Source organism: Rhodococcus sp. S3, from assembly GCF_058211795.1.
Genome location: NZ_CM177074.1, coordinates 4,228,771 through 4,250,745, shown reverse-complemented (window position 1 = coordinate 4,250,745; position 21,975 = coordinate 4,228,771). Strand labels below are relative to the sequence as shown.

The window sequence follows — 21,975 nt, the reverse complement described above, 5'->3', positions numbered from 1 at the left end:
GGTCAGCGCCCGGTTCCGAGCAGTCCGCCGACGACCTGCCCCGTGCCGTCGAGGACACCACCGACCACGTTGCCGGTGCCGTCGAGCACCCCACCGACGCCGTTACCGACACCCTCGACGACGGCACCGGCACCCTGACCTGCGCCGGACAGGGCGTCGCCGACACCGCTGCCACCCGTGCTCGGCGGGGTCGGTTGCGGCGCGGGCTGAGGGGCGGGCGCCGGGGCCGGGGCAGGAGCGGGTTGCGGCGCGGGCTGGGGTGCCTGCGGGCTTTGACCGGGTGCTGCCGGCACGGGTGCGGTCGGGTCCGGCGCAGGTACAGCGCCGGTGGGTGCGGCGCCGGAAGCGGGCGTCGCGGCGACCGGGACAGCGGTCACGGTCCCGTCCGGGCCCTGCACCCGGACCGGGACGACGGTTCCCGCCTCGGACGGCTGCGCGCCGGTCGTGCCGGGGACAGTCGTACCGGAGACGGTCTCGGTGGTCGTCGGGTTCCCGGCCACGACTTCGCTCGACGGACGTACCTCCGAACCGGGCGTCTCGGCCTCCGACGACAGGGTGCCGATCGCCAGTCCGCCGCCGGCGAGGACGACGACGGCAGCGACAGCAGCCCCCACCAGCGTGAACGAACGGGCACGGGCGCGGGCGGGTGTGCCGGTGGCGGTGTCGACGACCGCCGGCCGATGCGCAGCAGCGACAGGCGGCGCCTCGGCGACGGACACCACCGGCAGCGCGACGGTCTCGGGTTCGTCGTCGACGACAGGTGCAGGGGGCGTCACCGGAACCGCGGCAGTCGGGGCATCGACCGCGGCTGCTGCGAGCGCGGCCCCGTGCGCTGCGGTGTAGGCCGGTCGCGCCGACGAGACGATCGGCAGACCCAGCTCCGACGAGATCAGTTCGGCGACGAGCGGGGTGGACGAGCCACCACCGATCAGCAGTACGCGTCCGATGTCCGAACGGTCGAGCCCGGCCCCGCGGATCGCGTCCTGCACCACGGCGAGCGACGCCTCGAGCGATTCCCGGGCGAATTCCTCGAACTCGCTGCGCACCAGACGCAGGTCGCGGTGCAGATCGGGCAGCGTGACCGGCACCACCGTCTCGGTGTCGCTGGACAGCGCTTCCTTCGCCGCGCGGCACCGACCGCGGAAGTCGGCGAGTGCCGCGACGGTCGCGGAATCGAACGGATCGAGGCCGGCCGCGTCCTCGCCGAGTGTTCCGAGCAGATAGGTGGTGACGAGATGGTCGAGGTGATCGCCGGAGACGTCGTCACTGCTCAGCGGTCGGCCCAGCAGTGTCGGATGGGCGCCGCCCTGCACGACGGCGACGTCGAGGCTGCGCGCACCGAGGTCGTAGACCACCGTCACGTCGTCGCCCAGCGGCCCGTGGGTGGCGTCGAGCCAGCGCACCGCCGCGATGGGTTCGGGGATCGTCCGTGCGGTCACGCCGGCACGGACGAGTGCCGCCGCCAGGGCCTCGACGGTGTGCGCCGACCACGCGGCGGGATGCGCCAGCATCGTCGGCACATCGGAGGTACCGGTGCGGTACTGCAGGCAGGCCACGGTCGACGCGACGAGATCCTCACCGAGGTAGGTGGAGCCGTCGTCGGCGAGGATGCCGACCGGATCGCCCACCCGGGCCGCATAGCCGGAGAACACCTGCGTGCCGGGGATCGGGGCACCGGCGCCGAGGACAGGGGCCCCGCCCGCGGGGAGGTGGAGTTCGGTGGGGATCGACGCAACGCTGGGATCGCCGGATCGGGGCTGGTCGAGCACGGTGAGGGCCACCGAGTTGGCCGCCCCGATCGTGACGCCGAGTCCTGAATACATGCACGCTCCCGGGTTCTGGGCGGACATCGGTCCGCGTTCTCGTTCCATCGTTCGGTCTCGATGAGCCTGTCGTTCCCACCCCGTGACCCGTTAGCTCCCGCACCGCCCACCGGCCCGATCGTGGGGACGATCCCCTAACGACCCCGATGCCCCCGCACCCCGATCCCCTAACGGGCGACGGCAGACAGGGGGCCGCACCCCCTGTGCCCGTGACCCGCGGATTCGTAGCGTCGTTCCCAGATCCCGACGACTCAGGAGACACGCGATGGCCACCAACGCCGTACTCGACTTCATCCTCAGCCTGTTCCGCGATGAGAAGGAACTCGCCCGGTACTGCAGCAACCCCGAGGCCGTTCTCGCCGAAGCCGGACTGGACGACGTGTGCCACGCCGACATCGTCGCCGTCGCCCCGCTCGTTGCGGACAGCGGTCTGTTCGCCGGGACCGCCGCCGAACTGACCGCAGCGCTGAACGGTGCGGCGAACGTCGGAGCGTCGATCGCCGGTACCGCCGCGGCCGGCCTCGGCGGAGCGGCAGGTCTCGGTGGAGCAGTGGGCCTGGGTGGCGCTGCCGGCCTGGGCCTCGGTGTGGGTGCAGGCCTCGGTGGGGGCCTGGGTCTCGGTGGCGGACTGAACCTCGGCGGGAGTGTCGGCGCGCAGACCGGGATCGTCGCCGACCTCGGTGCGCAGCTCGGAGCGGCACTCGAAGCCGGTGGCGAGCTCGGTGCTTCCCTGGGTGCTGCGCTCGGTGGTGCACTCGGCGCGGGTCTCGAACTCGGTGGAGACCTCGCCGTCGGGGGTGCTCTGGATGTCGGTGGTGCGCTGGCCGGGGCGCTCGAAGGCGGTCTGGGCCTGGGCGTCGGTGCCGCCGCCGATCTCGCCGCCGCGATCGACGCTGCCGTCGAGGCATCGGGCGGTCTCGGCGCCGACCTCGCGACCACCCTCGAAGGAGCCCTGGGTATCGGCGGGACGCTCGGCGCCGACATCGGGCTCGCTCTCGGTGGCCTGCTGGAATCGGCCGTCGATGCCGGTGGTGCGTTCTCGACCGAGCTCACCGCGGCCCTCGACGGCGGTGCCGAACTGGGGGTCGCGCTCGGCACGACGCTCGGTGGCGTTCTCGGCGTGGGCACGGAACCGACCGGCGCGCTCGGCACGAGCCTGGGTGGTGTCCTCGGTGGTGTGGCCGACCTCGGGGCCGGACTGGGAACCGACCTCTCCGCGGGTCTCGACGCCGGTGTAGGCGCGACCCTCGGTCTCGGTGCGTCCCTCTCGGCCCTGCTCGGAGTGGGTGGCGGAGCTGCGGCCGATCTCGGCGCCGCGCTGGGGACCGTCATCGAGAGCAGCGCACAGGGCGGCTTGCTCGGCGGCGTCGACCTCGACACGGTCCTTTCGGGTGGCGGCGAGATCGACGCCGAGGCCGGGGCGGGCATCGACCTCGGCACGCTGGTCGGCGGGGTGCTCGGCGGCGCGCTGGGTCTCGAGACCACCGCGACCACCGACCTGTCGTCCGCGCTGAACATCGCCATCGGCTCGACCAGCGGTCTCGGCGGGACCGTCGATTCGACCGTGCAGGTGGGGACGAGCCTCGGATCGGATCTGTCGTCCGTCCTCGGCTCGACCTTCGCCACCGGTGGTTCGGCCGGTGCCGAGCTCGGCCTGCAGCTCGGCAGTGCCCTCGAGACTGCCGCGGGGTCGGTGTCCCTCGATGCGGGTGCCGATCTCGGCACGCAGCTCGCGACGACGATCGGCGGCAGCCTCGGCGCCGGTGCCGAAGCCACCGGTCAGCTCGGTTACGCCCTCGACGGTGCGCTGGACACGGCGGCGGAACTCGGGGCCGGGGTGAACGTGGGTGCGGACCTCGGCGCGGCGATCGACTCGGGGATCGGTGCAGCCGGTGGGCTGGGAACGTCGGTCGACCTGGGTGCAGCCACCGATTTCGAGAGTTCGTTGGATCTCGGTGGTGCGGCAGACCTGGGCGCTGCCGCCGACCTCGGTGTCTCCGGCGGTCTGGAGAGCGCAGCCGACCTCGGTGCCGAACTGTCCACGCAGGTGGGGACGGCTCTGTCGGGCGGAGTGGATACGGCCCTGTCGGGCGGTGCGGAGAGTTGGGCATCGGTCGGTGAGGACGTCTTCGGCTCCGCCTCGGGAGCTGCGGGCCTCTTCGGCGAGGGCGGCCTCACCGCGACCTCCGGTCTCGGCGGCGGCCTGTTCGCCGGCGCCGGTGGCGACTCTTCGCTCGGAGCCGGTGGCGACTCTTCGCTCGGAGCCGGTGGCGACTCTTCGCTCGGTGTCGCCGACTCCACCGACCTCGACGGACTGCTGCCCTGACCGCAGCGGTGCGGGCTCCGGGACATAATGGCCGGAGCCCGCACCGACGGAAGGCGAGTCGACGCAGCCCATGCAGCATTCACCGGATACGCAGCATCCATCCGATCCCTCGAGACGTCGAGCGCTCCTCGACCTGATCGACTCCGCGATCGCGCGCTCCCGCAGCGCCGGACGCAACGATCTCACCGACCGGCTGACGGCCGCCCGCACGAAGGTCACCGACCCGCGACTGCGGGTGGTCGTCGTCGGGGGTCTGAACCAGGGCAAGAGCCGGTTCGTGAACGCACTGCTCGGCCTCGAGGTGTGTTCCGTCGGCGACGACGAGACCACCGCGGTCCCCACGCTCGTGCAGCACGGGCAGGAGCCGTCCGCCGAACTCGTCCCGACCGGTTCGGCGCCGCGGATCGCCGTGCCTTTCGGCGACCTGCAGCAGGTCGCGCCACGCAGCGCCGGCCGGGACGTCGAACGGCTCGAGGTGAGCGTGCCGAGCCCACTGCTTGCCGACGGACTCGTGTTCGTCGACACCCCGGGTGTGGGTGGGCACGGGAATCCGCACACCGCAGCCACATTGACGCTTCTTGCGACTGCGGACGCGGTCTTCGTCGTCTCGGATGCGAGCCAGGAGTTCACCGCACCGGAGATGTCGTTCCTGCGACAGGTGCAGACGCTGTGCCCGGCGTCGGCGGTGCTCGTCACCAAAACCGACGTGTATCCGCACTGGCGCGCGATCGTCGACGCCGACCGCGAACATCTGCAGCGCGCGGGACTCGACCTGCCGTTGCTGCCGGTCTCGTCCCTGCTGCGCGAGTACGCTCTGCGCACCGAAGACGCTTCGCTGCAGCAGGAATCCGGTTTCGACGCGATCTACGACTTCCTGCGCGACCAGGTGGTCGCGCGCAACGCAGACTCGGCTCGACTGTCGGTGGCGCACGACGTGAAGACCGTCGTCGACCATCTCGCGCTCGGCTGCGAGAGCGAACTCGCCGCCCTGCGCGGCCCCGACTCCGGGAACGCCGCGATCGAGGACCTGCACCGGGCGCGCGCCGCGACCGAGGCATTGCGGACGCGGGCGGCGCGGTGGCAGATCACGTTGTCGGACGGCATCGCCGATCTCGCGGCCGACATCGACCACGACCTGCGCGACCGGTTGCGCACGGTGACCCGCGACGCCGAAGCATCCGTGGACGACTGCGATCCGGGCAAGGAGTGGCCGCGGCTGGGGCAGTGGCTCGCCGAGCAGGTCGCCGAATCCGTCGGTGACAACTTCGTGTGGGCGCACGAACGCGCCGAGATCCTTGCCGGCAGGGTGGCGGAGCACTTCGCGCTCGACGACGCGTCCCTGCCCTCGCTGCATCTCGGTGACCTGTCGACGCTGCTCGATCCCGTCGAGAACCTGTCCGATCTCGAATCGGGCCGGATCGGTATCGGTCAGAAGGTGCTCGTCGGTATGAAGGGCTCCTACGGCGGCGTGCTGATGTTCGGTCTGGTCACCACCCTGATGGGGATGGCACTCGTGAACCCGATCTCGGTGGGAGCCGGAGTCGTCCTGGGCACCAAGGCGTATCGCGACGACAAGCAGGTCCGGCTCGCCAGACGCCGCGCCGACGCGAAGAACGCGATCCGCGCCTTCACCGACGACGTGAGCTTCCAGGTCGGCAAGGAATCGAAGGACCGGCTCCGCCTCATCCAGCGTCAGTTGCGCGATCACTTCACCGAGATCGCCGAGCAGACACTGCGATCGCTCGACGATTCGCTCGAAGCGACCCGTCAGGCCGCGACCGTGCAGGAACAGGAACGCCGCCGTCGGATCGGTGAACTCGACACGCAGGTCGCGGAACTGAGCCGATTGCGCGAGCGCGCCGCGGAACTCGCGGGAGTGTCGGCGTGACCCCGGCTCTCGCGCGCGCCCGCGACCTGCTCGACCGGGCACGCACGTCGTACGGCGGGAACCCGGCCGTCGCGGACCGGCTCGACCACTGCGCCGCGCGACTCGATCAGCCGCTGCGGGTCGCGCTCGCCGGATCGCTCAAGGCCGGCAAGTCGACCCTCCTCAATGCGCTTGTGGGACAGGACATCGCACCCACAGACGCGACGGAGTGCACGCGCGTCGTCACCTGGTACCGCAACGGACCGGTGCCGTCGGTGAACGCCTGGTACGACGGGGACCACCGCATGCCGGTGCCCGTGCAGCGTCCCGACGGGCGTCTGACCTTCGACCTCGGCGAACTCACCGCCGACCGCGTCGACTTCATCGACGTCGAATGGCCGGCCAGCGCGCTGGCACAGACCACCATCATCGACACCCCGGGCACGTCGTCGTTGTCGCAGGACGTGTCGGCGCGGACCCTGGCGCTGCTCACCCCGGAGGAATCGGCCTCCGGGGCGGACGCCGTCGTCTACCTGATGCGCTCGCTCGGCGCCGCCGACGTCGAATTCCTCGAACGGATCGGCCGGCACGTCGGCGGGGGATCGGGGCCGCTCGGCATCGTCGGGGTGGTGTCGCGCGCCGACGAGGTCGGTGCCGGTCGCGCCGACGCGATGATGTCGGCGAAGCAGGTCGCGGCGAGGTTCACCGACGAACTCGAACGCACCGGACTGTGCCAGGCGGTCGTGCCGGTCGCCGGACTGCTCGCCCTTGCCGCACGGACCCTGCGGCAGAACGAGTTCGCGGCCTTCGAGGCGCTCGCTCAGGTGCCGGTGGACCAACTGCAGGTCGCGATGTTGTCGGCCGATCGTTTCGCGCGGCCCGACGTCGACCTGCCCGTCGATCCCGGGATGCGGGCGCGTCTCGTCGACCGGTTCGGTCTGTTCGGCATCCGCACCGCGGTGCTGCTCGTGCAGCTCGGCGCGCGCGATTCACCGTCCCTCGCCGCGGAACTCGTCGCGCGCAGCGGGCTCGACGAGCTGCGTCAGGTCATCGATGTGCAGTTCGGTCAGCGTGCCGATCAGCTCAAGACCCATTCGGCGTTGCTGGCGCTCGAACGGGTGCTGCACGCGTGCGGCGACCACGAGCTGCTGGGAGCCGTGCGACGCGAACTGGCCGACGACCACGGCTTCGCCGAACTCCGCCTGCTGGGCAGACTGCGGTCGGCGTCGGTGTCGTTGCCCGACGAGGAGGTCCTGGCGCTGCAGCGTGTGGTCGGTGGATCCGGGATCGGCGCCACCCGGCGCCTCGGTCTTGCCGACGACGCGTCGCCCGCCGAGATCCGCGCGGCGGCCGTCGATGCTGTGCGGCACTGGCGATCCCGCGCAGAGCATCCGTTGCTCGATCCGTTCACCGTGAAGGCCGCCTCGGTGGCGGTGCGCAGTGCGGAAGGGCTGGTCGCGGGAGCCGGCCGGTAGACGAGTTGTAGCCGGACGATCGGCTTGCACCTCACGTAACGTGAGGTCATAGCGTCGATCGTGCCGGTACACGGAGTGCCGGTGGAAGTGGGTGGACGATGCAGCAGACACGTTCCGGACAGCAATGGAAGGTGGGGCGTCTCGCAGCGGAGACGGGCCTGACCGTGCGGACCCTGCATCACTACGACGACATAGGCCTCGTGCGGCCGTCGGGCCGGACGGCGTCGGGTCACCGGTTGTACGAGGAGCCGGACGTCGAGAGGCTGTACCAGGTGCTGGTGCTGCGTCAGCTCGGGCTGTCGCTGGACGCGATCGCCACGGTCACCGACGGTGACACCTCGCTGTCGGAGATCCTCGATGCACACCGTGCCTACCTGGACGATCAGCTCGCGGCAACCCGCACGCTGCGCGCCCAGGTCGAGATGCTCTCCCGCACGGTCCGAACGTCGCCGGATGCATCGGTCGCCGACTTCCTTCAGGTGATCCGAGGAGTGATCGAAGTGGACGACGTCTTCGAGAAGTATTTCGACAAGGGACAGATCGCAGACCTCGCGGAACGACGCGCAAGGCTGGGCGACGACGTCATCACGGCGGCGGAGGCGTCGTGGCAGGAGCTCATCCCACGTGTCGACGCTGCACTGAGTGCGGGGATGGATCCGGCTTCTCCCGAGGCCCAGGAGATGGCACGGCAATGGATGGGTCTGCTCGAGCAGTTCCACGGCGGCGACGAGGGCCTACGCGACAGCCTCTACCGCATGCACGAGGACAACGCGCAGCAGATCGAGCAGGAGTTCTGCGGGCCGAGTCGTGAACAGATCGAGTTCATCACGAAGGCGAACGAGGCGCGGGGGATGTGATCCGGCGGATCCCGGCCGCGCTCCGCGTCATTCGAGGCGGCCGGGTACCGGATAGCTGCGCAGCGACAGGCCGATCTGGCCGGAGACGATCAGGTCGTCGATCGTCTGCTGCAGTTTGTGGCAGGTGGGGATCCAGGCACGGCCTTCCTGGGCGGTGCGGGCCCGCGCGAACTCGGGGCAGACGCTGTCGGCGTCGTCGAGCCACTGGATGCTGGTGTGTGCCTCGCTGTACTTCTCGACGAGGACGCGATTGCTGCAGTGGTTGCAGGTGACGCTTTCCATGATCGGACCTCCTGGGGCTGTGACAGCGACGCTAGTTGCGGCGCCCGGCCGAGTCTCCCGTTCTCCCACCGAACGGGAGACCACGTTCCGCTCAGTGGGCGTAATCCGGCGCACTGCACCTGCATCTACCTGGGCTGTTAGGCTTCGATCATGCCCGAGATCGAGCCTGTCGCCGATGCTTCCGACGACAGTTACCCGTCGTTGCCCGCCACGAGTTGGGCCGTTCTGGGCATGCTCACCTTCGGTGAGGGACTCACCGGTTACGACCTGAAGAAGTGGGCGGACTGGAGCATCGGCTTCTTCTACTGGAGTCCGTCCGTCAGCCAGATCTACGCCGAACTCAAGAAGCTCGAGGCGGCAGGACTGGCCGAGTCGGAGATGGTGTCCGAGCCGGGGGAACGCGGCCGCCGGGTCTACCGCGTCACCGAACGCGGCACCCGTGCCGTGCGGAACTGGTCGCGGGCTGCGCCCGTCGAACAGCCGGTCCTCAAGCACGGCCTCATGCTGCGTCTGTGGATGGGGCATCTCAACGAGCCCGACGAACTGAAGAAGCTCGTCCGGTCGCATATCGAGAACATGGAGTCCATGCGGGAGCGGGCGAAACTGCACGGCGATCACGCCAACCGCGAACCGGCATGGGCGTTCTCCCGCATGAGCCTGGTCTGGGCCGAACGCTACTTCCAGGCCGAGATCGATCTGGCGAAGCAGGTCCTGGCCGACATCGACGAGGCGGCCGAGACGTTCTCGTCCGTCCAGGACCGCGACGAACTGGGCAATCCCGTTCCGCAGGTCGCCGGGTCCTGGCGCGACGTGGAGGACTTCGTGCTGGGGCTCGAACGGCGCGAGCGCAGCTGAGTCGGCGCCGCTCAGGCGTACTGCAGCCGAGGTTGTGCCGTCGCTGCGGACAGGCCCTGGTGGTGCGGCCGCGGCACGACCGGCGCGGTGCGGGGGCGTCCGGTGAGAGATCGGTGGATCGCGTTCGCCGCCATACGGACCGGGGCGGCGTGGCGGTGATCGAACTTGAGATGGCTGGTCGGTCCGCAGATGGACAGGGCGGCGACGACATCGCCGACGGGGCCGATCGGGACGGCGATGATGCCGATCCCGCCGGAGATCCGGGTCACCTCGTACGCCACGCCCGTCTCGCGGACCTTGCGCAGTTCGGGGGTGAGATCGGCGAGGTCGTCGGTGCTGTGCGGGGTGTAGGCGAGCAGGGCCTTGCCGATCGCGGAATTGCGTGCGGGATAGCGACTGCCGACGCGGGTGGGCAGCTCGGTGGCGAGCCGGCCGCCGACCTTGTCGAGGTAGAGCACGTCGTGCCCGTCGAGTACGCCGAGGTGCACGACGTATCCGGTGGCGCGGTGCAGGTCGTGCAGGATCGGGGCGGCGGCGCTGTGCAGGCGGTTCTGGTGGACGGCGATCGAACCGAGCTCCATCAAGCGGGTGCCGAGTTCGTAGTCGCGGCCCTCGCGGCGCAGCCACCGCATCTCGACGAGTCGTTCGAGCATCCGATGGGCGGACGAGCGGGGCAGCCCGGTCCGCCTGACGACCTGGGCGAGCGTGAGTCGTCCGGGGCCGTCGAAGGCGTCCAGGACGAGCGAGATCCGTTCGAGAATTGCGGTGGGGGTGGAGTCTGCAGTCGCGGGTGCGGTCACCGATATCTCCCTCGATCAGGGGCGAGAATCGCCACGAAACCCAACTGACGTGGGTATTTCTATTAGAAATAGTGACATACGCGCGCGGATTTGTGAAGTGGATCACCGAGATTGCATGCCGAAGAGGGGGAACCCGCTGTCCTGGTGGACGGGGTTCCCCCTCTTCGGGGAGCGATCTGCAGTTGTCCGGAAGTGCGGAGCTGCGGTGCTACATGGCGGCGAGCGGCTCGCTGCCGGACCAGTCGTGGCCCCAGTAGCTGTCGGCGGTGATCTCCTCGGACGTGTAGAACGTCTCGTCCACGAGCTGCCCGTCGGTACCGAACTCGATGTCCCAGCCGCCGGGAGCGCGGACGTAGAACGACACCATCTTGTCGTTGGTGTGCCGACCCAGCGTCGACGACACCGAGAAACCGTCCTTGACGACCCGGTCGAGAGCCTGGCCGACCGCGTCGAGGGTGTCGACCTCGACCATGAGGTGGATCAGCCCCGGGGCGCCACCGTGAGGAGCCGGGATCAGCGCGAGGCTGTGATGGCGCTGGTTGACGCCCAGGAAGCGCAGGCGCATCGGCCCGAACTCCGGCGGTGCCGGCAACCGGAAGGCGCCGCGCGGCAGGAATCCGAGGACCTCGGTGTAGAAGTCGAAGGTGCCGTTGATGTCGGTGACCGGCAGGACGACGTGGCCGAGTCCCTGCGCGCCCGTCACGAACTTTGCCCCGAACGGCGTGACCACCGGGCTGTGGTCGAGTACCGGGCCGTGGAAGACCTCGAGGGTCGCACCGCTCGGATCCTGGAAGGTGATGACCTCCTCCACCCGGCGCAGGTCGGCTTCCTCGACCGACAGCGGCTTGACGGCCACCCCGGCCGCCTCGACGGCTGCTTGGACGCGTGCCAGGGCCGCGCGGTCGCGGACCTCCCAGCCGATCGTGACGACCCTGTCGTCCTCGCCCGGCACCACGACGATGCGCGCGCTGCGCTCGTCCATGCGCAGGTACAGCGCGTTCTCCTCCGGCCCGGACCCCTGGGCGAAGCCGAGGACCTCGAAGGCGAACTTCCGCCAGCGCTCCATGTCGTTCGTCTGGATCCTCACGTATCCCAGACCGCGGATGTCGGTGCCGAAACTGCCGACGTCGGACTTGCTCATACTGTTGTCTCCGTTGTCGATTCGGATGTGTGGAAGGTCAGATCATCGCCCGCAGCGGACCCTGCGGGTCCACGCCGAGGCCGCTCAGCGTCGCCGCGTGGTAGACCGTGCCCGGGACGTGGATCGCGTGGTGCAGACCGGCGTGCGCGTCGCGCCAGAACCGCTGCATCGGCTTGTCCATCCGCAGTGCGTTACCGCCGCACCGGGCGTAGACCTGGTCGACGGCGGTGACGGCCTGCCAGGCGGCGTTCACCTGGGTCTCGCGGCCGAGGGCACGCTGCTCGAAGGTCGGCGTCCTCCCGGAGTCGACGATGTCCCACATGCGATCGACGTTGGCGAGCAGCGAATCCCGTGCCGACCGTAGTTTCGCGGTGGCCTCACCGATCGCGAACAGGGTGTAGGGATCGTCCTTGACGGCCGTGCCCTGGGGGTTGATGCGCTCGCGCTGGTACTCGTTGGCGTGGTGCAGCAAGCCCTCGCAGATGCCGATGGTGGCCGAGGTGATCCCGAGCGGGAACATGTTCGACCACGGCATCAGGTACAGCGACTCGGTGCGGCCGTACTTGCGGACGGCGGTGCCGTCGATGACCTCGTCGCAGTCCATGACGCGGTAGTCCGGCACGAAGGCGTCCTCGACGACGACGTCCTTCGACCCCGTCCCGCGCAGACCCACGACGTCCCACGAGTCGTCGATGATCCGGTAGTCGGACCGCGGGATGATCACGTGCAGCATGCGCGGCGGCATCTGCACGCTGCCGTCCGGATTGCATGCCATCGCGCCGAGGAACGCCCAGTCGCAGTGGTCGGTGCCCGAGGAGAACGACCACCTGCCGGAGAACTTGTAGCCGCCGTCGACCGGCACACACATGCCGCCCGGCATGTACGGCGACGCGAGCCACGTGTCCTGGTCCTTGCCCCAGACCTCCTGCTGGACCCTGGGATCGGCGAACGCGAGCTGCCAGGGATGCACGCCCACGATGCCGTGGACCCAGCCGGCCGAAGGATTGAGCGACGCCATCCGCATGACCGTCTCGGCGAACTCGCGTGGATGCGACTCGAAACCGCCGTGCTCCTTGGGCTGCAGCATGCGGATGGAGCCGGACTCCTTCATGCGCTTGACGGTCGCGTCGGCGACCTTGCCGATTCGTTCGGCCTCGACACCTTCGACGAAGATGTCGTCGGCCGCGGCCTCGATGCCGGCCAGGACTTCGTAGCTCATGATCGTGTTCCTTCTGATGGGGTGGGGGATGCGACGAGGGGCCTCTAGGGGGTCGCGGTCGAGTCTTCGGCCTGCTTCGCGAGGTTCTCCGCGACCTCCTTCTGCCAGCTCGCGACCGCCCGGGTGGTGTCGATCTCGAACTCGAAGCGCTTGGTCATGTCCTCGGTGATGTCCTCGACATCGACGTAGAACTGCTGGTACCAGCGACGCAGCTGGTAAACCGGGCCGTCCTCCTCGGACAGCAGCGGATTGTCGATCGGTGCCTTGTTCTTCCAGATCTCGACGTCCTGCTCGAAACCGAGCTGCACACCCTCGGCGAACTGCGCGGCCATCCCGGCGGCCATCTCGTCCGACACGCCCGGGAGCTTCTTGACGATCGCGCCGTACTGCAGCACGAACTCGTTGTTGCTCACCGGGTAGTGGCAGTTGATGAGCACCGTCTCGATGGTCTGGCCGTTGGCATCGGATTCGAGCCAGTCGATCATGTACGACGGGCCGAAATAGGTCGCTTCCGAACGCAGTTCGGCGTTGGGGTCGTCGTAGTTGGTGCCGCTGATGACGTCCTCGCGACCGGTCGAGTGCATGTACTGCGTGGCGGTGTGGCCCTCGAAGACGTTCTTGAAGTAGCGCGGGAACGAGTAGTGGATGTAGAAGAAGTGCGCCATGTCGACGACGTTGTCGACGATCTCACGGCAGTGCGAACCCTTGATTCGCAAGCTCTTCCAGCTCCAGTCCGTCCACTCGTCGGTGCCGTAGCCGGCGATCTCCGGGATGGTGACGTCCTCCGGCGGCGGATTGCCCTGCGGGTCGTTCCACACGTACAGCTGGCCGTTGCGCTCCAGCGTCGTCCAGGCGCGGGTCTTCGCGATCGGCGGGACACGCCGGGCGTAGGGGATGTCGGTGCACTTGCCCTTGCCGTTCCAGCGCCAGTCGTGGAACGGGCACGCGATCGAGTCGCCCTTGACCTCGCCGCGGCTCAGGTCGCCACCCATGTGCCGGCAGTAGGCGTCGAGGACGTTGAGCTGCCCCTTGCTGTCGGCGAACACGACCAGCTTGGTGCCGAAGGCCTCGATGGAGTGCGGCTTGCCGTCCTGGAAGTCGCGGAGCAGGCCGAGGCAGTGCCAGCCACGGGCGAAGCGGGTGGGAGCGGCCGCGGCCTGGATCTCGCGGATCTCGACGTCGTCGTCCGGTGTGGAGCGTGCGGTGTCGATGGACATGAATTCCTCCGTGCCGTCAGTGGTGGAGAGACTTGTGATGCGCCTCATGGAACTCGTCGGCCACTCGCCGCGTGAAGCGTGTCTCCCGCTGGATGGAACGCGACAAATCGGTGGGGAGGACGCCTCCCGTCACACGGGAGAAGACCTCCCGGATCGGCGTCACCGGTCGTTAGCGTCGCGACACGTCACGGCGAAAGGAACGTTCCATGACACGGATGACCGGGAAGGTCGCACTGATCACGGGTGCCGCAGGTGGGCTCGGGCGCGCGTGCGCGACGCGGCTGGCCGAGGAGGGCGCCGACATCGTCGCGCTGGACCTGCCGGGTGGTCGCACGGAGGCCGAACTGGACGAAACCGCCCGCCTCGTCCGCGCGACGGGCCGCCGGATCGTCACCGGAACAGCGGACGTCCGCGACTTCGACGCGGTGGTCGCGGCGGTGCGGGCCGGAGTGTCCGAGCTCGGCCCGCTCGACGTCGTCGTCGCGAACGCCGGCATCAGCGACAATCCGGGCCCGTCCTGGGAGATCGACGACGAGATCTGGAACCGGTCGATCGACGTCAACCTCACCGGAACCTGGCACACCGTCAAAGCCGGTGTCGCCGAACTCGATCCCGCCGGTGGCTCAGTGATCATCGTCAGCTCCACCGCCGCGATCAAGGCCGTACCGGGAGCGTCGCACTACTCGGCGGCGAAGCATGCCGTCACGGGTCTGGCCAAGACCCTGGCGAACGAACTCGGGGCGCGGGCGATCCGCGTCAGCACCGTTCATCCGGGTGCGGCGGCGACACCGATGACGCTCAACCCCGCGACCTTCGCGCGGTTGCGCCCCGATCTCGACGCGCCCACCGCCGACGACGCCGCGGAGGTGCTGTCGACGAAGACGCTGTTGCGCGTGCCGTGGGTCGAACCGGCCGACGTGAGCAATGCGGTGTTGTTCCTCGCATCCGACGAATCCCGTTACGTCACCGGCCTGCAGATGGTCGTCGACGGCGGCCTGACCCAGAAGGTGGCGTGATGAGTGGACGTCTGGACGGGAAGGTCGCGCTGATCACCGGCGCAGTGCGGGGGATGGGCCGCGCCCAGGCGGTGCGGTTCGCGCAGGAAGGTGCCGACATCGTCGCCGTCGACGTGTGCGCCCCGGTGGACCACGCGACCACACCCGGCGCGTCACCGGCTGATCTCGCCGAGACCGTGCGACTGGTGGAATCGCTCGGCCGGAAGATCTGTGCCTTCGAGGTGGACGTGCGCGACCAGCCGTCGCTCGACGACGCGGTGGCGCAAGGGGTCGCCGCGCTCGGCCGGCTCGACGTCGTGTGCGCGACGGCGGGCATCAGCTCGTCGGGCCGGGCGACGGAGATGGACTCCGAACGCTGGCAGACCATGCTCGACGTCAACCTCACCGGCGTGTGGCGCACATGCAAGGCCGCGATCCCGCACATCGTGACCGGTGGTCGCGGAGGCTCGATCGTGCTCGTCAGTTCGATCGCGGGTCTGCGCGGGCTCGTGAGCGTCGGGCACTACACCGCCGCCAAGCACGGTGTGGTGGGGCTGATGAAGTCGCTCGCCAACGAACTCGCCCCGCATCGGGTGCGGGTCAACACGATCCACCCCGCCAACACCCGGACCACGATGGTGGAGAACCCGGCCACGATGCGCACCTTCTGCCCGGGTGTCGAGAACCCGACGCGGGAGCAGTTCGAGGCGGCCCTGCAGTCGATGCACCTGCTCCCCGTGCCGTTGATCGAACCCGAGGACATCGCGAACGCGAGCCTGTTCCTCGCATCCGAGGAGTCCCGCTACATCACCGGTGTCACCCTGCCCGTCGACGCCGGGCACTGCATCAAGTAAGCACTGGGTCGGACCACCACCGGTTGCGCCCGGACGAATTGCTCGACGGGCGCAACCGGTCGGTCCTTTGTCCTACCGTCCGGGGTCTCGGCCCTCGAGGATCGCGAACCCCTTGTACCCGGATTCGGCTACTTCCGTGATGATCTCGCGGTAGATGCCGAAGCCACCGAGGAAGGGCATGAACACGCGGGGCCGCCCGGGAATGTTCGCGCCGAGGTACCAGGAGTTCGCGGAGTTCAGCAGCGACGCCTCGGCCCGGTTGCGGCATTCCTCCACCCAGTCGGCGACGGCCTCCGGCGTGCCCTCGATACCGGCGGCGCCGCGCGCATCGAGATAGGCGATCGCGTCCGCGACCCAGTCGACGTGGAGTTCGGAGTGCAACACCATGTTCGCGAGGACCGACGGACTGCCGGGGCCGGTGAGGTTGAAGAAGTTGGGGAAGCCGTCGATGCCGAGTCCGAGATAGGTCTGCGGGCCGGCCGCCCACTTCTCCTTCAGGGTGCGGCCACCGCGGCCGACGATCTCGAGCTTGTCGAGCGAACCGGTCATGGCGTCGAAGCCGGTCGCGAGGACGATCACGTCGAGGTCGTAGTGCGCGCCGGTGGTGACGATGCCGGTCTCGTCCATACCGACGAGCGGCGTGCTGCGCAGGTCGACGAGTTCGACGTTGTCGCGGTTGTACGTCTCGTAGTACCCGCTGTCGGTGACGATGCGCTTGGCGCCGATCGCGTGGTCCTTGGGGATCAGCAGCTCGGCGACCGCGGGATCGTCGACGACCGCGCGGATCTTCTCCTCCCAGAACGCACGGGCGGTGTCGTTGGCAGCGGGATCGGTGAGCTGATCGGGGAACGCCTTGGAATAGAGGACGCCGCCGAGCTTCCAGCGTTCCTCGTAGACGGCGCGTCGTTCGTCCTCGGAGACCTCGAGTGCCGACTTCGGGTGCGGCCGGTGCGGCGAGCCGCCGCCGGATTCCCGTGACAGCCGGCGCCGTTCGGCGTAGTTCGCCTTCTGCTCGGCGCGGGTGGTGTCGTCGAGCGGCACGTTGCCGGCGGGGATGCTGTAGTTCGCCGAGCGCTGGAAGACGAACAGCCGCTCGGCCTGCTCGGCGATGATCGGGATCGACTGGATGCCCGACGATCCGGTGCCGATCACGCCGACGCGCTTGCCGGTGAGATCGACGCCGTCGTGGGGCCAGCGGGCCGTGTGGACGATGTCGCCGGTGAAGCGGTCGAGGCCGTCGAATGCCGGGGTGTTCGCGTTCGACAGCGGCCCGGCGGCCACGACGAGGAAGCGGGCCGAGACCTCGTCACCGCGATCGGTGCGCACGGTCCAGCGCAGGGCGTCCTCGTCGAGGACCGCGGAGGTGACGCGGGTGTCGAACCGGATGTCGCGGCGCAGGTCGAAGCGGTCGGCGACGTGCTCGAGATAGGCGAGGATCTCGGGCTGGGTGGCGTACTTCTCGCTCCAGTTCCACTCCTGCTCGAGTTCGGGGGAGAAGGAATAGGAGTAGTCGATCGACTCGACGTCGCAGCGCGCGCCGGGGTAGCGGTTCCAGTACCAGACCCCGCCCACCCCCGACGCGGCCTCGAACGCGCGGACCGTCAGGCCCTGGCTGCGGAATCGGTGGATCGCGTAGAGGCCGGCGACGCCGGCCCCGACCACGACGACGTCGTACGAGGTGGCATCGGGTGCGGTGACGACGGATCGGAAATGCTGTCCGTTCAACTTGGAGTCCTTCCACGAGCGCGAACGGTCCGGTCCCGGAACGGACACGGAGGTTCATGAAGTGGCCTCACGCTAGGGCTGTGGGAACGGGCGGGGCACCGGTCTCTCCCGCCCAGCGGGTCGTTTCCGCGGACGCGGGGGAGCAAGCGGAACAGCGCGATCCCGACGTCTACGTGATCTGCGTCACGCTCGGAACAAAAGTCCACGACCTGCCGTTGGACGAGTCAGACAACAACTTGAGCGCATGAGACTCAACTTCACTTGACGGCGTGGACCGCTCGGGTGCAGGCTTGAGTCGACCGCGCTCACCTGAGTCGAACGGGCTCAGGTCGGGCATGGAACGTTTTCGCGGCGCGCACGCGTCGCGGCAGGAACATTGGAGGAAAATTATGGCTCGTGCGGTCGGCATCGACCTCGGAACCACCAACTCGGTCGTTTCCGTTCTGGAAGGCGGCGAGCCCGTTGTGGTCGCCAACGCCGAGGGGTCCCGCACCACCCCGTCCGTCGTCGCATTCGCGAAGAACGGTGAGGTTCTGGTGGGTCAGCCCGCCAAGAACCAGGCGGTCACCAACGTCGACCGCACCATCCGTTCGGTCAAGCGCCACATCGGCACGGACTGGACCGTGGCCATCGACGACAAGAAGTACACGCCGCAGGAGATCAGCGCCCGCACGCTGATGAAGCTCAAGCGCGACGCGGAGGCCTACCTCGGTGAGGACATCACCGACGCGGTCATCACCGTCCCGGCGTACTTCAACGACGCCCAGCGTCAGGCCACGAAGGAAGCCGGCACCATCGCCGGTCTCAACGTCCTGCGCATCGTCAACGAGCCCACCGCGGCTGCCCTCGCCTACGGTCTCGACAAGGGCGAGAAGGAGCAGACCATCCTGGTCTTCGACCTCGGTGGCGGCACCTTCGACGTCTCCCTCCTCGAGATCGGCGACGGCGTCGTCGAGGTCCGCGCGACCTCCGGCGACAACCACCTCGGTGGCGACGACTGGGACGAGCGCATCGTCAACTGGCTCGTCGACAAGTTCAAGGCACAGCACGGCGTCGACCTGACCAAGGACAAGATGGCCATGCAGCGTCTGCGCGAGGCTGCCGAGAAGGCCAAGATCGAGCTGTCGTCCTCGCAGTCGACCTCGATCAACCTGCCGTACATCACCGTCGACGCGGACAAGAACCCGCTGTTCCTCGACGAGCAGCTCACCCGCTCGGAGTTCCAGAAGATCACCGGCGACCTCCTCGAGCGCACCCGCGCTCCGTTCCAGCAGGTCGTCAAGGACGCCGGCATTTCCGTCGGCGACATCGACCACGTCGTGCTGGTCGGCGGCTCGACCCGTATGCCCGCCGTCACCGACCTGGTGCGCGAGCTCACCGGTGGCCGCGAGCCCAACAAGGGCGTGAACCCCGACGAGGTCGTCGCCGTGGGTGCAGCCCTGCAGGCCGGCGTCCTCAAGGGCGAGGTCAAGGACGTGCTGCTGCTCGACGTCACCCCGCTGTCGCTGGGTATCGAGACCAAGGGCGGCGTGATGACCAAGCTCATCGAGCGCAACACCACGATCCCCACCAAGCGGTCGGAGACCTTCACCACCGCCGACGACAACCAGCCGTCGGTGCAGATCCAGGTCTTCCAGGGCGAGCGTGAGATCGCGGCGCACAACAAGCTGCTCGGCTCGTTCGAGCTCGGCGGCATCGCGCCGGCTCCGCGTGGCGTCCCGCAGATCGAGGTGACCTTCGACATCGACGCCAACGGCATCGTCCACGTCACCGCCCGCGACAAGGGCACCGGCAAGGAGAACACGATCAAGATCCAGGAAGGCTCCGGCCTGTCCCAGGAGGAGATCGACCGGATGGTCAAGGACGCCGAGGCGCACGCCGAGGAGGACCGCAAGCGTCGCGAGGAGGCCGAGGTCCGCAACCAGGCCGAGTCGCTCGTGCACCAGACCGAGAAGTTCATCAAGGAGAACGAGGACAAGGTCCCGGCCGACGTCAAGGAGAAGGTCGAGGCTGCGATCAAGGAAGCCAACGACGCCCTCGCCGGCTCCGACATCAACGCGGTCAAGGCCGCCGTCGAGAAGCTCGCGACCGAGTCGCAGGCCCTCGGCCAGGCCATCTACGAGGCGCAGGGCGCCGAGGGTGCCGCTGCCGGTGACGGCGCGGCCGCAGGTGCCGACGACGTCGTCGACGCCGAGGTCGTCGACGAGCCGAACGATTCGGAGAAGAAGTGAGTGCCGACAAGCCCGAGCAGGAACCGGTGACCGTCACCGACAAGCGACGGATCGACCCCGAGACCTTCGAGGTGCGCGACCCCGCCGAGGAGCCGCGCGCCGAGGAGGGCGAGGTGATCGAGTCGGTTCCTGCGGAGGGTGAGGCCGAGAAGGCCGAGCAGACCGAAGGACAGTCGCAGGAGGCGAAGGAACTCGCCGAGCGCACCGCCGATCTGCAGCGCGTGAGCGCGGAGTACGCGAACTACCGTCGCCGCGCCGAGGCGCAGCGCACGGCGATCGCGGAGGAGGCCAAGGCCTCCGTCGCGGCGAAGTTCCTCGACGTCCTCGACGACCTCGACCGGGCCCGCGCCCACGGCGACCTGGAGACGGGTCCGCTGAAGGCACTGTCCGGCAAGCTGACCGGTGTGTTCGACAGTGTCGGACTCGTCGCGTTCGGCGAGGAAGGCGACGCCTTCGATCCCGAGCTGCACGAGGCCGTCCAGATGGAAGGCGACGGTCACCACCCGGTGCTCGGGACGGTGCTCCGCAAGGGTTACCGCTTCGGCGACCGCATCCTGCGGCACGCGATGGTGACGGTCACCGACGGCGATCCGGCGGACACGCCGGGTGACGCGCCGTCGGGCGAGCCGGGCACAGAGTAAGAACAAGAGAACGCGAGAGGAGGAGACGCCCGGTGAGCCAGCGGGAGTGGATCGAGAAGGATTTCTACAAGGACCTGGGCGTCTCCCCCGACGCAACGCAGGACGAGATCAAGAAGGCCTACCGGAAACTGGCGCGGGACCTGCATCCCGACGCCAACCCCGGTGACGCCAAGGCCGAGGAACGCTTCAAGGCCGTCAGCGAGGCCAACGCCGTCCTGTCGGATCCCGCCAAGCGCAAGGAATACGACGAGACCCGGCGCCTGTTCGCCTCCGGCGGCATGCCGGGTGGCTTCCGTCCCGGCGCCGGCGGATTCTCCGGTGGCACCGGAGCGACCTTCGACATCGGCGACCTGTTCGGCGGCGGCGGCGACGGTGGGCTCGGCGACCTCTTCGGTGGCCTGTTCAACCGCGCCGGTGGCGGCACTGCTTCCACCGCCGGCCGTTCGCGTCCACGCCGCGGATCCGATGTCGAGACCGAGACGACGCTCGACTTCCGCGACGCCGTCCAGGGCGTCACGGTTCCCCTGCGGATGACCAGCCCGGCGCCGTGCACCACCTGCCACGGCAGCGGTGCCCAGCCGGGAACGAGCCCGCGGGTCTGCCCGAACTGCAACGGAAGCGGTGTGGTCTCCCGTAACCAGGGCGCGTTCGGATTCTCGGAACCGTGCGACGACTGCCGGGGCAGCGGATCGATCATCGACAACCCCTGCAGCGACTGCCGCGGTACCGGCGTGCAGAACCGCACCCGCACCATCACCGTGCGGGTCCCCGCAGGCATCAAGGACGGTTCGCGTATCCGCCTCGCCGGTCAGGGTGAGGCCGGTCTGCGCGGCGCCCCGTCCGGCGACCTGTTCGTGACGGTGCACGTGCGCCCCGACCGCGTGTTCGGTCGTGAGGGCGACGATCTGACCCTCGTGCTGCCCGTCAGCTACGGCGAACTCGTCCTCGGCGGCACCGTCTCGGTGCCGACCCTCGACGGCCGCGTCGGCTTGAAGATCCCGCCGGGAACGGTCGACGGCCGGGTCCTGCGGGTCCGCGGACGCGGCGTTCCCAAGCGCGGGGGCGGCGCCGGTGATCTTCTCGTCACGGTGAAGGTCGCGATCCCGCAGAATCTCGACGAGAAGGCGACGGAAGCGCTGCACAACTATCTTCGTGCAGAAGAGGCAAGCGGTTTCGATCCTAGAGAGGGATGGGCAGGTGCGTGATGAGCGAGACGAGAATGCCACGGGATCTGTCACCGGACCCGATGCGCGCGTCTACGTCATCTCGGTGGCAGCAGAACTCGCCGGGATGCATGCGCAGACGCTGCGTAACTACGACCGGCTCGGACTCGTCACCCCGCACCGCACCAGCGGTGGCGGCCGCCGGTACTCGCCGCGCGACGTCGAACTGCTGCGCGAAGTGCAGCGCCTCTCCCAGGACGAAGGTGTCAACCTCGCCGGGATCAAGCGGATCATAGAGCTGACCAACCAGGTCGAGGCGCTGCAGCAGCGCGTCGCCGAACTCAACGCAGAGGTCGCCCAGTTGCGTTCGACGCGCGGCGATCTGGTGCCGATTCCGCGCAGCAACGCCCTCGTGGTGTGGAAGCCGCGCAACAGACGAGACTGACCGCACCGCGGTCGAGCGGGACTGATCCGCCGGAACGGTCGAGAACGAAAATCTCCCGC

At 69.0% G+C, this 21,975-nt stretch carries 18 protein-coding genes; 11 read left to right on the top strand and 7 right to left on the bottom strand.

Features of this window, described 5'->3' with window-relative positions:
• Positions 1-2: 2 nt before the first annotated feature.
• The gene (locus AC0LPE_RS19745) at positions 3-1,823 is read right to left on the bottom strand and encodes an Hsp70 family protein (protein WP_490605042.1); all 1,821 of its coding nucleotides are present in this window, start codon (positions 1,821-1,823) and stop codon (positions 3-5) included.
• Positions 1,824-2,088: 265 nt separating this feature from the next.
• On the opposite strand from AC0LPE_RS19745, the gene AC0LPE_RS19740 reads away from it, so the two are divergent.
• The 4 genes from AC0LPE_RS19740 (at position 2,089) to AC0LPE_RS19725 (ending at position 8,348) form a co-directional block, all read left to right on the top strand.
• Positions 2,089-4,149 (top strand): IniB N-terminal domain-containing protein, encoded by a 2,061-nt coding sequence (locus AC0LPE_RS19740; RefSeq protein ID WP_490605041.1) that lies wholly within the window; start codon positions 2,089-2,091, stop codon positions 4,147-4,149.
• Between the two features lie 70 nt (positions 4,150-4,219).
• Positions 4,220-6,037: a dynamin family protein gene (locus AC0LPE_RS19735; RefSeq protein ID WP_490605040.1), complete on the top strand. Its 1,818-nt coding sequence runs from the start codon at positions 4,220-4,222 to the stop codon at positions 6,035-6,037.
• Complete coding sequence (locus tag AC0LPE_RS19730; protein ID WP_490605039.1) at positions 6,034-7,491, top strand: dynamin family protein; 1,458 nt, start codon at positions 6,034-6,036, stop codon at positions 7,489-7,491. Before AC0LPE_RS19735 ends, AC0LPE_RS19730 begins: the two co-directional genes overlap by 4 nt.
• A 98-nt stretch (positions 7,492-7,589) precedes the next feature.
• Positions 7,590-8,348 carry a MerR family transcriptional regulator gene (locus AC0LPE_RS19725; RefSeq protein ID WP_016695945.1) on the top strand — a complete coding sequence of 253 codons (759 nt, stop codon included), beginning with the start codon at positions 7,590-7,592 and terminating at the stop codon, positions 8,346-8,348.
• Between the two features lie 27 nt (positions 8,349-8,375).
• On the opposite strand, the gene AC0LPE_RS19720 is transcribed toward AC0LPE_RS19725, so the two are convergent.
• Positions 8,376-8,630, bottom strand: coding sequence for a hypothetical protein (locus tag AC0LPE_RS19720; protein WP_016695946.1), 255 nt, complete (start codon positions 8,628-8,630; stop codon positions 8,376-8,378).
• Between the two features lie 150 nt (positions 8,631-8,780).
• Between AC0LPE_RS19720 and AC0LPE_RS19715 the strand changes: the two genes are divergently transcribed.
• Entirely contained in the window at positions 8,781-9,485 is a 705-nt protein-coding gene (locus tag AC0LPE_RS19715) for a PadR family transcriptional regulator (RefSeq protein WP_016695947.1), read from the top strand.
• 11 nt (positions 9,486-9,496) lie between these two features.
• Here AC0LPE_RS19715 and AC0LPE_RS19710 read toward each other — a convergent pair whose 3' ends face one another.
• From AC0LPE_RS19710 to AC0LPE_RS19695, 4 genes are all read right to left on the bottom strand, one after another.
• Complete coding sequence (locus tag AC0LPE_RS19710) at positions 9,497-10,285, bottom strand: IclR family transcriptional regulator (protein ID WP_258259042.1); 789 nt, start codon at positions 10,283-10,285, stop codon at positions 9,497-9,499.
• 208 nt (positions 10,286-10,493) lie between these two features.
• Positions 10,494-11,426 (bottom strand): biphenyl-2,3-diol 1,2-dioxygenase, encoded by a 933-nt coding sequence (bphC, locus tag AC0LPE_RS19705; RefSeq protein WP_016695949.1) that lies wholly within the window; start codon positions 11,424-11,426, stop codon positions 10,494-10,496.
• Between the two features lie 37 nt (positions 11,427-11,463).
• Complete coding sequence (locus tag AC0LPE_RS19700) at positions 11,464-12,645, bottom strand: acyl-CoA dehydrogenase family protein (protein ID WP_016695950.1); 1,182 nt, start codon at positions 12,643-12,645, stop codon at positions 11,464-11,466.
• Between the two features lie 44 nt (positions 12,646-12,689).
• Positions 12,690-13,862 carry a 3-ketosteroid-9-alpha-monooxygenase, oxygenase component gene (locus AC0LPE_RS19695; RefSeq protein ID WP_088898848.1) on the bottom strand — a complete coding sequence of 391 codons (1,173 nt, stop codon included), beginning with the start codon at positions 13,860-13,862 and terminating at the stop codon, positions 12,690-12,692.
• A 206-nt stretch (positions 13,863-14,068) separates the two neighbouring features.
• Between AC0LPE_RS19695 and AC0LPE_RS19690 the strand changes: the two genes are divergently transcribed.
• Both AC0LPE_RS19690 and AC0LPE_RS19685 read left to right on the top strand, forming a co-directional pair.
• A complete protein-coding gene (locus AC0LPE_RS19690; RefSeq protein WP_490605038.1) occupies positions 14,069-14,878 on the top strand; it encodes a mycofactocin-coupled SDR family oxidoreductase in 810 nt (269 codons plus the stop codon).
• On the top strand, positions 14,878-15,711 hold the full coding sequence (locus AC0LPE_RS19685; protein WP_490605037.1) for a mycofactocin-coupled SDR family oxidoreductase: 834 nt from the start codon (positions 14,878-14,880) through the stop codon (positions 15,709-15,711). Before AC0LPE_RS19690 ends, AC0LPE_RS19685 begins: the two co-directional genes overlap by 1 nt.
• Positions 15,712-15,783: 72 nt before the next feature.
• On the opposite strand, the gene AC0LPE_RS19680 is transcribed toward AC0LPE_RS19685, so the two are convergent.
• Complete coding sequence (locus AC0LPE_RS19680) at positions 15,784-17,436, bottom strand: flavin-containing monooxygenase (RefSeq protein WP_490605036.1); 1,653 nt, start codon at positions 17,434-17,436, stop codon at positions 15,784-15,786.
• A gap of 389 nt (positions 17,437-17,825) precedes the next feature.
• Here AC0LPE_RS19680 and dnaK point away from each other — a divergent pair, with 389 nt between their 5' ends.
• From dnaK to AC0LPE_RS19660, 4 genes are read left to right on the top strand one after another with little or no spacing between them, the layout of a single operon-like run.
• Positions 17,826-19,667: a molecular chaperone DnaK gene (gene dnaK / locus AC0LPE_RS19675; RefSeq protein ID WP_024101921.1), complete on the top strand. Its 1,842-nt coding sequence runs from the start codon at positions 17,826-17,828 to the stop codon at positions 19,665-19,667.
• The gene (gene grpE, locus AC0LPE_RS19670) at positions 19,664-20,308 is read left to right on the top strand and encodes a nucleotide exchange factor GrpE (RefSeq protein WP_490605035.1); all 645 of its coding nucleotides are present in this window, start codon (positions 19,664-19,666) and stop codon (positions 20,306-20,308) included. The genes dnaK and grpE overlap by 4 nt, the downstream gene beginning before the upstream one ends.
• A 32-nt stretch (positions 20,309-20,340) precedes the next feature.
• Positions 20,341-21,513, top strand: coding sequence for a molecular chaperone DnaJ (gene dnaJ / locus AC0LPE_RS19665; RefSeq protein ID WP_490605034.1), 1,173 nt, complete (start codon positions 20,341-20,343; stop codon positions 21,511-21,513).
• Positions 21,506-21,916, top strand: coding sequence for a heat shock protein transcriptional repressor HspR (locus AC0LPE_RS19660; RefSeq protein WP_490605033.1), 411 nt, complete (start codon positions 21,506-21,508; stop codon positions 21,914-21,916). The genes dnaJ and AC0LPE_RS19660 overlap by 8 nt, the downstream gene beginning before the upstream one ends.
• Positions 21,917-21,975: the final 59 nt, after the last annotated feature.